We start from the raw sequence: 14,146 nt of genomic DNA, 5'->3' as shown, positions 1-14,146 counted from the left end.
CTGCCGTCGCGGCCGCGGGTCCGAGGGCATCCGGTGCCGGGGAACGGCCCGTTGCTCCCGCGGGCCCGGACGGGGCCCGGGGCCCGCCGCCGGGGCGCGGCAGCCGTCCGCCCAAGCCCTCCGGCGGGTCAGGCGGGATGCTCTTATGGATGTCAGGCGGGTTGGGGGAGGCGGGTGACGGTGACGCGGTGCTGGGTGCTGCCCGTGGTGACGAGGAGAGTGCTGGGTGGGCCGGTCCGCCGGGGGGCCGCGTCCAGCCAGGCGTGCAGCGCGGACGCGTAGGCCGCCGGGTCGCAGAGGTCGGCGCGGCCGTCCCCGTCGGGCACCGCGGCGAGTTGCAGCAGTTCGCCGCTCCTGGTCCGCACCGTGCAGCGGTCCGGGCCGCTGACGTAGACCGCCAGGGCGCAGTAGCGGTGCCGGGCCAGCGTCTCGGCGGTCCAGGTGGCCGGGGGCCCGTACCGGGGGTCGTCGGCCGCCGCGTAGCGCAGGATGATGTCGGCCACCGACAGCCGGCTCGGGTCCTGGGTGTCCTCGTGCACCACCGTGTGCGCCCCGTCGGCGGTCGGCTCGGCCGCCGGCTCGGTGTCCTGGTCCGGGTAGCGGGTGACCGCCACCTCCGTCGGCGACTCGCTGACCAGCCGGGTGAACGCCCGGACGGGCGCGGTCCGTTCGGCCGGTTCGAAGGCGGGCGTCGGCAGCGGGTCCAGCCGGGCCGGTCGGTCGCTCGGCTCGGGCAGCCCGATCAGCCGGTAGAAGAGGGCGCGCAGCAGCGGCGCCGCCTGGCCTGGGGTGGAGGAGATGTGGTCGGCGAGGGCGCGGTAGCGCTCGGGCCGGTGCCGCTCGACCACCCGGTCGAGTTGGGCCCGCAGGCTGCCGGTCGGGCGGAGCCGCGGCCCGGACCGGCCGAGGGCGGCGACCGGGGACTTCGGGTCGAGGTCGCCCTCGGGGAAGGTGCCGAGCAGCACGGGGGTGCCGGCGGCCGCGGCGTAGCTGGTCACGCTGCTGTGGTCGCCGACCACGCAGTCGGCGGCGATCAGCGCCTGCCGCCAGCCCTCCAGCGGGTCGATCAGGGTGAGACCGGCCCGGCGGGCCCGGTCCAGCCAGGCGCGGAGCTGGCCGGGGCCGTGTCCGTACCAGATGTTGGGGTGCAGGACGGCGGCCGCCCGGTACTCGTCGGCCGGCAGCTCGCCGACCAGCCGGCGCAGCAGCCAGGGCAGCAGCTCGTCGTGGTCCTCGTCGGCGTCGCCGAAGAGGGACCGCGGGGACCAGGTGGAGCTGAGCACGACGAGCCGCTGCCCGGGCGCCACCCCGAGGGCCCGCCGGAAGCGGGCCCGGTAGGGGCGGGCCGCCAGGATGCGGTCCCAGCAGGGGTCGCCGGCCAGCACGGCGGTCGGCGCCGCCTCCGGGCAGGCGGCGCGCAGCCGGTCCATCTGTTCCGGGTGGGAGAGCACGGTGGCGGTGGCCAGCGGCCGTCCCTGGTGCAGCAGCCAGTCCGGGGAGAGCCCGAAGACCGGGGCACCACGGTTCGGGCGCGCGTCGCCGCCAAGGGGCGCGTCGCCGTCGGAACGCGCGTCGCCGTCGGAACGCGCGTCGCCGTCGGAACGCGCGCCGCCGTCGGAACGCGCGTCGCCGCCAGGGCGCGCGCCGCCGTCGGAACGTCCGCCCCCGCCGCCCGCGGCAGACTCCGGGGTGGCGAGCCGCTTGTTGTAGCCCACGCCGTGCGAGAGGACCGCCAGGTCGCCCTGGATCAGGCCGAGTTGGCCGCCGTAGCTGGCGGAGATGGCCAGGTCCACGGGGGTGGCCTTGGCCTGTTCCCAGGGCAGCACGGGCAGCCCGAGCGAGGAGAGCAGCTCCGGCATGCCGGCCAGGAACGGCGAGGAGCCGGTGCAGGTCGCCAGCATCTGGACCCGCAGATCGTCGGCCATCAGCGGCAGCACGTCGAGCAGCCGGGTGGCGGAGGTGACGTTGTGCACCACCAGCAGCACCCGGCGGCAGCGCGCCCTGGTCACCCAGCGGTGCGCGTCCCGCCCGACCGGGACCCGCAGGCCCGCCCCCTCGTGCACCGTCACTCCCCCTCGACGTCAGGCTGTTCGCCGCTCCCAGGATGCCCCGCGTTTCCCTCCCGTACCAGCGGCCCCACCGCCCGCCGGTCTCCGTCTCCCGAGTGACCGTCAATTCCACGTGCCTGAGTGGTCGTTGTCGACAGCATCGGTCGAACAGCGGTGGCCCTGGTGCGGCGCGGTCGGTCAGGTGATCTCATGGGTGGGCCAACACCAGGGTTGGAAGGGGCCGTTGATGACCGTCAGCAGACTGCGGGACATACCGGGGATCGGGGTGGACGTGCTCGGCGACCGCGCCGACGCGCTGGCCGATCCCGACCTGTTGCGGATGGAGAACCTGGACACCGACCTGCGCCCGCCGCACGCCGCGCTGGTCGCCACCCACCAGGCCGTGGATCTGGACGCCGCCAACAGCTACCTGCCGTTCCAGGGCAGCGTCCAGCTGCGCCGGGCCGCGAGTTGGCACGTGGGCCGGCTCGCCGGGCGGGGCTACGACCCGGAGACGGAGTGCGTCACCGTGGCCGGCGGGCTGAACGGGGTGTTCAACACGCTGCTCGCCACGGTCGAGCCGGGCGACGAGGTGGTGCTGCCCGACCCGATCTACGCCGGGCTGGTCAACCGGGTCCGGCTGGCCGGCGGGGTGCCGCGCTTCGTGGCCTGCCGACCGACGGCTGACGGCTGGTGGCTGGACCCGGCGGAGCTGGCCGCCGCGGTCGGGCCGCGCACGGCGGCGGTGCTGCTGATGAGCCCGGCGATGCCGAGCGGGCTGCTGTTGGACGAGCGGCACTGGGCGGCGCTGGCCGAGCCCTGCCACCGGCACGACGCCTGGCTCGTCTACGACGCGGCCATGGAGCGAATCCGCTTCGACGACCGGCCGCCACACCACCCGGCCGCGCACGACGGGTTGGCGCCGCGCACCATCACGGTGGGGTCGGCGTCCAAGGAGCTGCGGATGATCGGCTGGCGGGTGGGCTGGGTGGTGGGGCCCGCCGAGATCCTGGCCGACATCCGGCTGGTGGGTCTGAGCAACGTGGTCTCCCCGGTGGGGCTGGCGGAACGCGCGGTGGCGGAGGCGTTGACCGCGCCGGGCGCGGACGAGGACCTGGCGGTGGTGACGGCCCAGTGGCGGCTGCGGGCGGAGACCGTGCTGGCCGAGCTGGCCGGCTATCCGCTGGTGCGGCCGGGCGGCGGCTGGTCGTTGCTGCTGGACGCCCGGCAACTGGGCCTGGACCCGGGGGACTTGTCGGAGCGGCTGCTGACCAGGGGCAAGGTGGCGGCGACCCCGATGACCGGTTGGGGGCCCAGCGGCGAGCGCTATCTGCGGCTGGTCTTCGCCAACGAGCCGCCGCACCGGTTGGCGGAGTTGGGCGACCGCTTCCGGGCCGCGCTGGCCTGAGCCGGCCCGGCCACCGGCTGCCCCGGCGGCGCGCCGGTGGCCGCCGGGCCGGGCTCAGTCGCGCCCCGCCGGGCCGGGCTCAGTCAAGCAGCGCGGCCCGCCAGTGGGCGGCGCGGGCTTCGACGTACTCGGCGTCCTGCCGCCAGACCGTGCCGTGGCCCTCCCGCCAGAGGGTGGTCCAGGGCTCGACGCCGGCGGCCGTCTGGTCCCGCAGGAAGTCGTGCATGGCCAGCGTGCGGGCGGTCAACAGCGGGACCCAGGCCCGGCGTTGGGTCTCGTCCAGGCCGTAGGCGTCGGCCAGCACGCGGAGCCGGTCGGCGGCGTCCCGGTCGGTGCGCCGGAAGGCCGGGTTGGCGGAGAGCGGGAGGAAGCCGTGGGCGGCGTAGGCCAGGTCGCCCAGCCGGGTGCCGGGGCCGGCGCCGTCCCAGTCGATGAACTGCCAGTCGCCGACGTCCAGTTCGGCGTCGGCCGGCAGCACCAGGTTCCAGGGGGCCAGGTCGTGGTGGACGATCTGCTCGGTGCCGTCCGGCGGGATCAGCCGGCGCCAGGCGGCATCGGGCGGTGGGGTGAACTCGGCCGCCGCGTCGTGTAGTTCGCGGATCAGCCGGCCGACCCTGGCCAGCCGGCCGGTCGGGTCGAGGAGCCCGAACCGGTCGGGCCAGGCGGTGCTGCCCGGCGCGAAGGTGAGCACCTCGCGCCCCTGGGCGTCGATGCCCAACGGGCGGGGCGCGCCGGTGAACCCGACCGCGTGCAGGTGGTGCAGCAGGGCGTGCACGGCCGGGGTCCAGGGGCCGGCCGGGCGGCGCACGGTGTCGCCGATCCGGACCACGCCGCCGCTCACGTTGCCGCCGGTGAGCGGCGTCTCGCCCGTCGTGTCGGGGTCGGTCTGGGCCATGCGGCCGAGTCTGTCAGCTCACTCGCCGAGCGGCACGCTGGTTTCCGTCCCGTCCGGCCACCGCACCACGGCGGTCGCCCAACCGGCGGAGTCCGGGCCGGCGTCCGGGCCGGCGTCCGGGAAGCTGACGGTCGGGGCCGGCGGCAGGCCGGCGGCCGGCCCGGTGTGGCCGAGGAAGACGGCGACCACGTGCAGCGGGCCGCCCGCCCGGTAGGCGGGGGTGGCGCTGTGCGGCCCGAAGGCGTTGCCGCCCGTCGCACGGTGCACGGTCAGCTCCGCCTCGGCCGGGAAGAGCGGCAGCACGGCGCTGGTCAGCCCGTCCGCCCGGCGGGCCGACGCGACGCCCGGCGTCTCCCCGACGACCGGCGGCCGGGCCGCGGCCAGCGCGTGGCCGCCGACCAACACCCGCGCGTCGCCCTGGGGTTGGCCGACCCGGGCGAACCGCACCTCCCACGGGCCGCGCAGCGTGCTCACCGTGGTGACCCACGGGCCCGCCGGCCAGTCGGCGCGCTCGTCCGAACCGTCGGCCGGCCAGTGTGGCCGGTGCCGGGAGGCGGCGAAGTCTGCGGTGAGCGCGAGGCGTCGCAGCGGGCTGCGGTGGCCGGGGGTGCCGTCGGGGGCGAGCAGCGTGACCTGGTTGTCCACCGGCGCGCCGAGCCGGGCGTCGCCGTCCCGCTGGTGGCCCTCCCGGTCGGCGGCCGGCGGCCGGGCCTCGCCCAGCTCCGGGCCGGCGTGCGTGCTGTAGGCGACCCGGGCGTAGTGCGGGTCGTCGCGGCCCGGCAGGTCGGGCGGGGTGTGGTCGGTGCCGTGGTTGGCGATCCGGACCACGCCGTCGGCCGCGGTGCCGGCGGCCAGCCAGCCGGGGCCGGGCAGCGGCCGGACGAAGTCGCCGCGCTCCACGGCCAGTCGCTCCTCGGTGGCGGTCCACACCGGGTGGTCGGCGGGCAGCAGCAGGCCCGCCATGCCCTTGCTGGCCCAGTACGGGGAGGCGGGCCCCGAGTAGCGCTGCCGCATGGGCTCGAAGCGGTGGTGCCAGCCGAGGGAGAGCAGCCCGTCCTCGGCGGCGGCGCCGCGGTCCAGGAAGTGCCGGAGCATCCCGGAGGCGATGCGGCGGGTGCGGCCGGGCGGCAGCGGGGTCGCGTCGAAGAGCGCGCCGGCCCAGAACGGCGCGGCGGCGGCGAACCGGTAGGTGAGGGAGCGGCCCTGGAAGAGCGGCCCGCCGTCGGCGGCGACCAGGTGCTCGGCGTCGGCGACGAAGGTCCGCAGCCGGGCCCGGTAGCGGTCGGCGAGCCCGGGCTCGGCGTCCCGGCCGGCGATCCTGGTGTACCAGAGCGGGTAGAGGTGCATCGCCCAGGCGTTGTAGTAGTCGAAGTTGCGGAACTGGCCGCGCTGGTAGGCGCCGTCCGTGTACCAGCCGGCGCCGGCGTACCAGTCCTCGGTGGCCTCGACGGCCCGGGCGATGTCGTCGGCCTGGAAGGGGGCGCCGACCGAGCGGAGGAAGGCGGCGACCGTGGCCCGGAACCAGAGCCAGTTGTTGTGCGGCACCCAGACGCCGGCGAGTTCGGAGAGCCAGGCGACGGTGCGCTCCTGGACCTCGGCGGGCAGCCGGTCCCAGAGCAGCGGGCGGGTCTCGTGCAGGCCGAGGGCGACGGAGGCGGCCTCGACCCTGGCCTGCGGCAGGTCGGCCGGCCGGGGCCAGGCGTGCGGGTGGCCGGGGTCGGTGCCGGTGGCCAGGCCCTCGGCGTAGGGCGCCAACAGCTCGGGGGCGCACGGGTCTTCGAGGTTGGCGCCGCCGGTCCTGAAGGCGGCGAGCAGGAAGGTGCGGGCGTAGCCCTCCAGGCCGTCGCTGTGCCGGCCGGAGCCGCTGGCCGGGCCGGGCAGCTGGATCAGGGCGTGCCCTGGCGCGGCGTGCGGGCGGACGGCGGCCAGCAGCCGGTCGGCGGCGGCCAGCCAGTGCGCCCTGGTCCAGCCGGTGTACGGGGAGCGGGTGAAGTCCGGCGCCCCGCCCGCGAGGTCCCACGCCCCGGTCGCGGCACCGCGCTCGTCGGTCGCCAGATCCTGCTCGTCGGTCACGCGCTGCCACCTTCGGTCGGACGGATGCCCTCTGCACGATGAACCAGCCGCCCACCGCGGTCAAGAGAACCACCCAGAAGCGACAACGAGCGCGCAAAACCGATCAGAACCATGCGGGACCGCGCCGAGCGCGGCCCCGCCCGCCCCCCGCGGCCGTCACCCCCGGGGGTAACGTTCCAGCCAGATCCGGGCCGAATCGCCCGGGCCGTGCAGCGCCGCGCCCTGGGTCATCTCCATCGCGAAGTCGTCCGCCAGCTCCAGGATGGTGGTCCGGCCCTCCAACTCGGCCACCCAGGCCGGCGGCAACGCCGTCTCGCCGTGCAGCGCGCCCAGCAGGTTGCCGCAGATCGAGCCCGTGGAGTCGGAGTCGCCCCCGTGGTTGACGGCGAGCAGCAGGCCGTGCCGGATGTCCTGGGCGACCAGCGCGCAGTAGACCCCGATGGCCAGCGCCTCCTCCGCCGTCCAGCCCTCGCCCAGCGCGGCCACCCGCTCCGGCGTCGGCAGCCCCTGCCGCACCGCGCCCAGCGCCTGCTTCAGCGCCTCGGTGGTCTCCTCGTGCCCGGGCCTGGTGGCCAGCTGGGCCAGCGTCTTCTGCACCGCCGTGTCCAGGTCGTCGCCCCGGACCAGGGCGTGCACGATGGCGGCGAAGGCGCCGGCCGCCAGCATCCCGGTCGGGTGGCCGTGGCTCTGCGCCGCGCACTCGACGCCGAGTTGGAAGACCAGCTGCGGCTCCCAGCCGACCAGCAGCCCGAACGGCGCGGAGCGCATCACCGTGCCGCAGCCCTTGGAGTCCGGGTTCTTCGGCTGTTCGACGGTGCCCATCCGGTCGTCGCCCAGGCCGCTCAGGCAGGCGTTGCCCGGGGCCCGCTGCGCGTAGAGCCACTCCTCGCGCGCCAACCAGCCGTCGCCCGGCCGGCGTTCGTCCGGCCCCCACTCGCGCTGGGTGCGGTACCAGCGGCGGTGCGCGGCGTGCACGTCGGTGGGCGGGTGCCAGGCGCCGGTGTCCCGGCGGACATGGGCCCGGATCAGGCCGTCCACGGTGAACAACGTCATCTGGGTGTCGTCGGTGATGGCGCCACGGCGGCCGTAGGCGGGGACGTAGTCGGTGACCCCGTCCGGCCCGTGCGCCTCGCGTATCGCCGCCAGCGAGTCGAACTCCACCCCGGCGCCCAGCGCGTCGCCTATCGCCCCGCCCAACAGGCAGCCGCGCACCCGGCTGCGGAAGTCCTGCTGGTCCGCCCGCCCCCACAGGGCGCCGGCCCCCGGCGGGTTCACTCGGCGCCCCCGACCAGCGGCAACAGCCGGGGCAGTCGGCCGTCGGCCGCCTCCGCCGCCGCGACCCGCTCGGCCGGCACCGCGCCGTAGGTGGTGGTGCGCGGCCGGGCCGGGCGGCCGGCCAGCTCGGCGATCTCGGTCAGCTCGGCGACCGAGCGGTGCGACCCGTAGGCCGAGCCGGCCATCCGGGAGATCGTCTCCTCCATCAACGTGCCCCCAAGGTCGTTGGCACCGGAGCGCAGCATCGCCGCCGCGCCCTCCGTGCCCAGCTTCACCCAGCTCGTCTGGATGTTGGTGATGTACGGGTGGAGCAGCAGTCGCGCCATCGCTGTCACGGCACGATTGTCGCGCGCGGTGGGCCCCGGGCGGGCGATTCCGGCGAGATAGACCGGGGCGTTGGTGTGCACGAAGGGCAGCGTCACGAACTCGGTGAAGCCGGCGACGCCCCGCTCCGCGTTCCGCCGCTGGATGCCGGCCAGCGTCCGCAGGTGCCCCAACCAGTGCCGGGGCTGGTCGACATGGCCGTACATCATGGTGGAGGAGGAGCGCAGGCCCAGCTCGTGCGCCGTGGTCACCACCTCGATCCAGGTCTCGGTGGGCAGCTTGCCCTTGGTGAGCACCCAGCGCACCTCGTCGTCGAGGATCTCCGCAGCGGTGCCGGGGATGGTGTCGAGGCCCGCGTCGCGGGCGGTGGTCAGCCAGTCCCGGATCGACATCCCGGTGCGGGTGGCGCCGTTGACCACCTCCATCGGGGAGAAGGCGTGGATGTGCATCCCCGGCACCCGCTCGCGGACCGCGCGCACCAGGTCGAAGTAGGCGGTGCCCGGCAGGTCCGGGTGGATGCCGCCCTGCATGCAGATCTCCACCGCGCCCACCTCCCAGGCCTGTTCGGCCCGGTCGGCGACCTGCTCCAGGGAGAGGGTGTAGGCGTCCGCGTCGGTCCGGCGCTGGGCGAAGGCGCAGAACCGGCAGCCGGTGTAGCAGACGTTGGTGAAGTTGATGTTGCGGGTCACCACGTAGGTGACGTCCTCGCCGACCACCTGGCGGCGCAGCTGGTCGGCGACGTCGGCCAGCGCGTCCAGGGCCGGCCCGTCGGCGTGCAGCAGGGTGAGCGCCTGCTCGTCGGTGAGCCGGGTCGGGTCGTCGGCGGCGACCGCGAGCGCCGCCCGCGCCTCGCCGTCCAGCCGGGGCGCCGGGCGGACGTCCGGGGTGAGGCCGGGCTCGGCCAGCGCGCGCAGCTCCGACCAGTCGCCGTAGACCTCCTCGAAGTCGGCCCGCCGGTCGCCGGTGCGGCCCTCGGTGTCGATGGTGCGGTGCAGCTCGGTGCGGCCGGTGGCGGTCAGCGGCTCGTCCGGCTCCTGCCAGGGCAGCCCGACCGGCAGCGCGTCCTCGTTGGCCAGGCCGGTCTCCTGGTCGGCCAGCGCGCGGACGTGCGGCAGCAGCCGCGGGTCCAGCCAGGGCTCGCCGCGCTTGATGAACTCCGGGTAGATGGTGAGGCGTTCGCGCAGCTCGAAGCCGGCGGCCCGGGTGCGGGCGGCCAGCTCGTCGATGGCCGGCCAGGGGCGCTCCGGGTTGACGTGGTCCGGGGTGAGCGGGGAGACGCCGCCCCAGTCGTCGATGCCGGCGCGGATCAGCAGCGCGTACTCCTCGTCCACCAGGTTGGGCGGCGCTTGGAGTCGGGCGTCGGGGCCGAGCAGCAGCCGGGCCACGGCCACCGTGGCGGCCAGCTCGGCGAGTTCGGTGTCCGGCATGGCGCGCATCGCGGTGTCCGGCTTGGCGCGGAAGTTCTGCAGGATGACCTCCTGGAGCCCGCGGTAGGTGCGGGCGACCCGGCGCAGCGCGAACAGCGACTCGGCGCGCTCGGTGAAGTCCTCGCCGATGCCCAGCAGCAGGCCGCTGGTGAACGGGACGCTGGAGCGGCCGGCGTCCTCCAGGGCGCGCAGCCGGACGGCCGGCTCCTTGTCGGGCGAGCCGTGGTGCGGGCCGCCGGGCTCGGACCACAGCCGGGTCGCCGTGGTCTCCAGCATCATCCCCATCGAGGGGGCGACCGGCTTCAGCCGCTGGAACGCCGTCCAGTCCAGCACCCCGGGGTTGAGGTGCGGCAGCAGGCCGGTCTCCTCCAACACCCGGACGGACATCGCCCGCAGGTAGGAGAGGGTGTCGTCGTAGCCGGCGGCGGCCAGCCACTCGGCGGCCTCCGGCCAGCGGTCCTCCGGCCGGTCGCCGAGGGTGAACAGCGCCTCCTTGCAGCCGAGGGCGGCGCCCCGCCTGGCGATGTCGAGCACCTCGTCAGGCGAAAGGAACATGCCGTGCCCGGCGCGCCGCAACTTGCCCGGAACGGTCACGAACGTGCAGTAGTGGCAGCGGTCCCGACAGAGTCGGGTGAGCGGGATGAACACCTTCTTCGAGTAGGTGATCACCCCCGGTCGGCCGGCCGCCGCCAGCCCGGCGTCCCGCACCCGGCCGGCGGCCTCCGTCAGGCGGTCCAGGTCAGCGCCCCGCGCCTGGAGCAGGACGGCGGCCTCCGCCACGTCCAGGGCCACCCCGTCCCTGGCCCGGCGCAGGGCCCGGCGCATCGCGTTGGCCGTGGGAACGTCCGCGCTTCTCGTCATGTCTCCGAGGATAAGAGGGCGCCACCGGGTGCCGCCGGACGCGGTACGGCGTGGCCTGGAGTGGCGCCTGCGCGGGGCACCGTCTCCCGGGACGGGCCACTCCGTGCCACACTGCGATGGCCAACCCGGTCTTCCAGGGGCTCCGTTCTGGCGGATAGACTCCAACGTTCGCCCCGTATACACGTACAGAGGTTGAGAAGAGCAGAGGACACCATGGCCGTTGGTGAGGGGACCACGGGAGGGCACCCGCCCGCCTTGCGTTTCGCGGTGCTGGGGCCGGTGCGCGCGTGGCACGGCGATCGCCGGCTACCCGACGGATCACCCCAGCAACGCGCCCTGCTCGCCGCCCTGTTGCTGCGCCGCGGCCGGGCCGCCTCGATGTCCGAGCTGGTGGACGTGCTGTGGGACGAGCCGCCCCAGCAGGCCGTCGCCGCGCTGCGCACCTACGTCTCCCGGCTGCGCAAGGCCTTCGGGCCCCGCGCCTCGGTGCTGGTCAGCCAGTCCGGCGGCTACGCGCTGCGGCTCGGCCCGCCGGACGCGCTGGACCTGGACGAGGTGTCGCGGCTGGTCGCCGCCGCCGAGAAGGCCGTGGGCGCGGGCGAGTTGACCCAGGCCTACGAGCTGTACGGCGCCGCGGTCGAGCTGTGGGACGGCGAGGCGCTGGCCGGCCTGCCCGGCCCGGAGGCCGAGATGCAGCGCAACCGGCTCGCCGAACAGCTGCTCGGCCTGCGCGAACAGCGGCTCGACATCGGCCTCCAGGCCGGGCTGCACGCCGACTCGGTGGCCGAGTTGACCGCGCTGAGCGCCGCGCACCCGCTGCGGGAGCGGCTGCGGGAGCTGCTGATGCTGGCGCTCTACCGCAGCGGCCGGCAGGCCGAGGCGCTGGCCGTCTACGCCGACGCGCGCCGGTTGTTGACCGACGAGCTGGGCGTCGAGCCGTGCGCCGAGCTGGCGGAGATGCAGCAGCGCATCCTCAGGGCGGACAGCACGCTCACCCTGCCCAACACCCCGGACTCGCCCGCCAAGCCCAGCGTGCGGCCGGCGCAACTGCCGGCTGCCGTGCCGGACTTCACCGGCCGGGCCGGGTTCGTCACCGAGCTGAGCGACCAACTGGCCACCGCCGGCGGCCAGGTGATGGCGGTCTCGGCGGTCGCCGGCATCGGCGGCGTCGGCAAGACGACACTGGCCGTGCAGGTGGCGCACGCCGCGCGGGACCACTTCCCGGACGGCCAGCTGTACGTGGACCTCCAGGGCGCCGGCGCGACGCCGGCCGACCCGGCCGCCGTGCTGGCCGCGTTCCTGCGCGCGCTGGGCATACCGGACGACCGGGTGCCGGACGGGTTGGACGAACGGGCCGCCCTCTACCGCTCGTTGCTGGCCGGCCGCCGGGTGCTGACGCTGCTGGACAACGCCAGGGACGCCGCCCAGGTACGCGACCTGCTGCCCGGCACGCCGGGCTGCGCCAGTCTGATCACCAGCCGGCTGCGGATGGTGGACCTGGCCGGCGCCTACCTGGTCGACCTGGACGTGATGAGCCCCGCCGAGGCGTTGACCCTCTTCACCCGGATCGTCGGCGAGGAGCGGGTCAACAGCGAACGGCAGGCGGCCATGGCCGTGGTCGGGGCCTGCGGCTTCCTGCCGCTGGCCATCCGGATCGCCGCCGCCCGGCTGGCGGCCCGCCGCACCTGGACGGTCTCCACGCTGGCCAGGAAGCTCAGCGACGAGCGCCGCCGGCTGGACGAGCTGAAGGTCGGCGACCAGGCGGTCAAGGCCACCTTCGAGCTGGGGTACGGCCAGTTGGAGGCCGAACAGGCCAGGGCCTTCCGGCTGTTGGGGCTGACCGAGGGCCCGGACATCTCGCTGACCGCCGCCGCCGCACTGCTGGACCGGGACCAGGAGACCACCGAGGAGCTGCTGGAGTCCCTGGTGGACACCTCGCTGCTGGAGTCCGCGGCGCCCGGCCGGTACCGCTTCCACGACCTGGTGCGGCTCTTCGCCCGGGCCTGCGCCGAGCGGGACGAGCAGCCGCCGACGGAGCGCGCGGCCGCGCTCTCCCGGCTGTTGGACTACTTCCTGGCCAGCTGCGCCCGGGTCTACGCGCTGGAGCGTCCCGGCGACCGGCTGGTCGACCACCTCGCGCGGACCGAGCACCCGGGGCTGACGTTCCCCGACCTGGACTCCGCGGTCGACTGGTTCTTCAGCGAGGCGGAGTCCCTGCTGGCCTGCGTCCGGCAGCAGGACGACCCGGGCAGCCTGCGGCGGGCCGTGGACACCCTGCTCACCGCCCAGGACCTGGCGGAGTCCGGCGCGTTCTCCCACCAGTTCGATCAGGTGGTGCGCCGGATGCTGACGGCGGCCAGGGAGGCCGACGACGACCTGGCGCAGGGACGGCTGCACGCCCTGCTGGCCCACGGCCACTCGGTGGACGGGCACTTCGACGAGGCGGACGCCGAGAGCCAGCAGGCGCTGCTGCTCGGCACGGCGGCCGGCGACCCGTACGCGGTCTCCACCGCGCTCAACGACCGGGCCATCATCGGGATCTACCGGGGGGACCTGGAGGCCGCGGAGAGCTACCTCAACCGAGCCGTCGAGCACTTCCGCGCGGACGGGAACGTGCCGGGCGAGGCGAGCGCGCTGTGCAACCTGGCCCGGGTGCACCTGGAAACGGGGCGGGTGGACAGCGCGATCGAGCTGGCCGGCCGGTGCGTGGACACCTACCGCAGCGGCGCCCGGCAGCCGTTGCGGCTGGCCAACGCCCGTTACACGCTGGGCATCGCGCTCACCAAGGCGCGGCGGCACGAGGCGGCGATGGCGGAGTTCGACGAGGCGCTGGCCGTCTTCCACGACAGCCGGCAGCGGCTCTGGGAGGGCGTGACGCACTTCCGGATCGCGGAGGTCCACCTCTCCGCCGGCCGGCCGGCGGAGGCCGCCCGGCACGCGGAGCAGGCCCTTGCGCTGGGCGGCATCGGCGGCGAGTGGCGGCGTGGCACCATCCTGTTGGTGCTGGGCCAGGCGCTGGACGAGCTGCGGCAGACGGACCGGGCGCGGGCCTGTTGGCTGGACGCGCTGGCGATTCTGGAGCGGGTGGGCGCGCCGGAGACGAAGCTGGCGCGGAACCTTCTCACTCCGACAAGCGTCTAGAGCCGCGAGCCCGATCCACAGAACGAACCCGGTAGCGCGTTTATCGGTCATTTACGTTTGCGTGCCAGGCTCAGGCGCACCAACACTGATCACGGGGGGCGGGCGATTCGCAGCTGCGATCGACCTGGGCAACGGGGGTTGCCGGCTCGCCTTGTCGCCGCCGCCAGTCTTTTCGTCAAGGAGCTGACCATGACCGACACCACGACGAAGACGGAGACGGACGAGCAGACCGTCAAGCCGCTGGGTGACCACCACGCCTCCAGCGAGCCGGTCGACGGCACGGTGAAGCCACTCGGCGACCACCACGCCTCCAGCGAACCCATCGACGGCACGGTGAGGCCACTCGGCGACCACCACGCCTCCAGCGAACCCATCGACGGCACGGTGAAGCCACTCGGCGACCACCACGCCTCCAGCGAACCCATCGACGGCACGGTGAAGCCACTCGGCGACCACCACGCCTCCAGCGAGCCGAAGGTCCCCGGCCACGTCCCCGAGCGGGACGAGGTCAAGGCCGAGGCCGAGGCCGGAGTCGAGACCCAGGGCGACCACCACGCCTCCGGCGAGCCCAAGGGCAAGCCGGCGGTGGCCCCTGTGGACCGCTTCGCCTCCTGAGCCCACAATGGAGGTACGAGAGGCCGGCCCCCGGTGTCCCGGGGGCCGGCCTTCTCGCGTTCGGCGATTCCGCAGCACC

General features: G+C 75.3%; 8 protein-coding genes. 3 read left to right on the top strand and 5 right to left on the bottom strand.

The features are described 5' to 3' along the window. Positions 1 to 152: 152 nt before the first annotated feature. The gene (locus tag RM844_RS18295) at positions 153 to 2,063 is read right to left on the bottom strand and encodes a hypothetical protein (protein WP_311668324.1); all 1,911 of its coding nucleotides are present in this window, start codon (positions 2,061 to 2,063) and stop codon (positions 153 to 155) included. 232 nt (positions 2,064 to 2,295) lie between these two features. Here RM844_RS18295 and RM844_RS18290 point away from each other — a divergent pair, with 232 nt between their 5' ends. Beyond that, complete coding sequence (locus RM844_RS18290) at positions 2,296 to 3,456, top strand: pyridoxal phosphate-dependent aminotransferase (RefSeq protein WP_311668323.1); 1,161 nt, start codon at positions 2,296 to 2,298, stop codon at positions 3,454 to 3,456. 79 nt (positions 3,457 to 3,535) lie between these two features. On the opposite strand, the gene RM844_RS18285 is transcribed toward RM844_RS18290, so the two are convergent. The 4 genes from RM844_RS18285 to RM844_RS18270 all read right to left on the bottom strand — a co-directional run bounded on the left by RM844_RS18285 (position 3,536) and on the right by RM844_RS18270 (position 10,311). Further along, a complete protein-coding gene (locus RM844_RS18285) occupies positions 3,536 to 4,351 on the bottom strand; it encodes an aminoglycoside phosphotransferase family protein (RefSeq protein WP_311668322.1) in 816 nt (271 codons plus the stop codon). A gap of 18 nt (positions 4,352 to 4,369) precedes the next feature. Further along, complete coding sequence (locus RM844_RS18280) at positions 4,370 to 6,424, bottom strand: DUF2264 domain-containing protein (protein ID WP_311668321.1); 2,055 nt, start codon at positions 6,422 to 6,424, stop codon at positions 4,370 to 4,372. Positions 6,425 to 6,580: 156 nt separating this feature from the next. Continuing rightward, positions 6,581 to 7,699, bottom strand: coding sequence for an ADP-ribosylglycohydrolase family protein (locus tag RM844_RS18275; protein ID WP_311668320.1), 1,119 nt, complete (start codon positions 7,697 to 7,699; stop codon positions 6,581 to 6,583). Beyond that, positions 7,696 to 10,311, bottom strand: coding sequence for a bifunctional FO biosynthesis protein CofGH (locus RM844_RS18270; protein ID WP_311668319.1), 2,616 nt, complete (start codon positions 10,309 to 10,311; stop codon positions 7,696 to 7,698). The genes RM844_RS18275 and RM844_RS18270 overlap by 4 nt, the downstream gene beginning before the upstream one ends. A gap of 213 nt (positions 10,312 to 10,524) precedes the next feature. Here RM844_RS18270 and RM844_RS18265 point away from each other — a divergent pair, with 213 nt between their 5' ends. After that, on the top strand, positions 10,525 to 13,452 hold the full coding sequence (locus RM844_RS18265; protein ID WP_311668318.1) for an AfsR/SARP family transcriptional regulator: 2,928 nt from the start codon (positions 10,525 to 10,527) through the stop codon (positions 13,450 to 13,452). Positions 13,453 to 13,641: 189 nt separating this feature from the next. Next, positions 13,642 to 14,067 carry a hypothetical protein gene (locus RM844_RS18260; RefSeq protein WP_311668317.1) on the top strand — a complete coding sequence of 142 codons (426 nt, stop codon included), beginning with the start codon at positions 13,642 to 13,644 and terminating at the stop codon, positions 14,065 to 14,067. Positions 14,068 to 14,146: the final 79 nt, after the last annotated feature.

It is taken from the genome of Streptomyces chisholmiae (assembly GCF_031845445.1).
In the GTDB taxonomy this organism is placed as follows: domain Bacteria; phylum Actinomycetota; class Actinomycetes; order Streptomycetales; family Streptomycetaceae; genus Streptomyces; species Streptomyces chisholmiae.
Note: the sequence above shows the minus strand (reverse complement) of the source record. Positions and strands in the feature narration are given on the sequence as shown.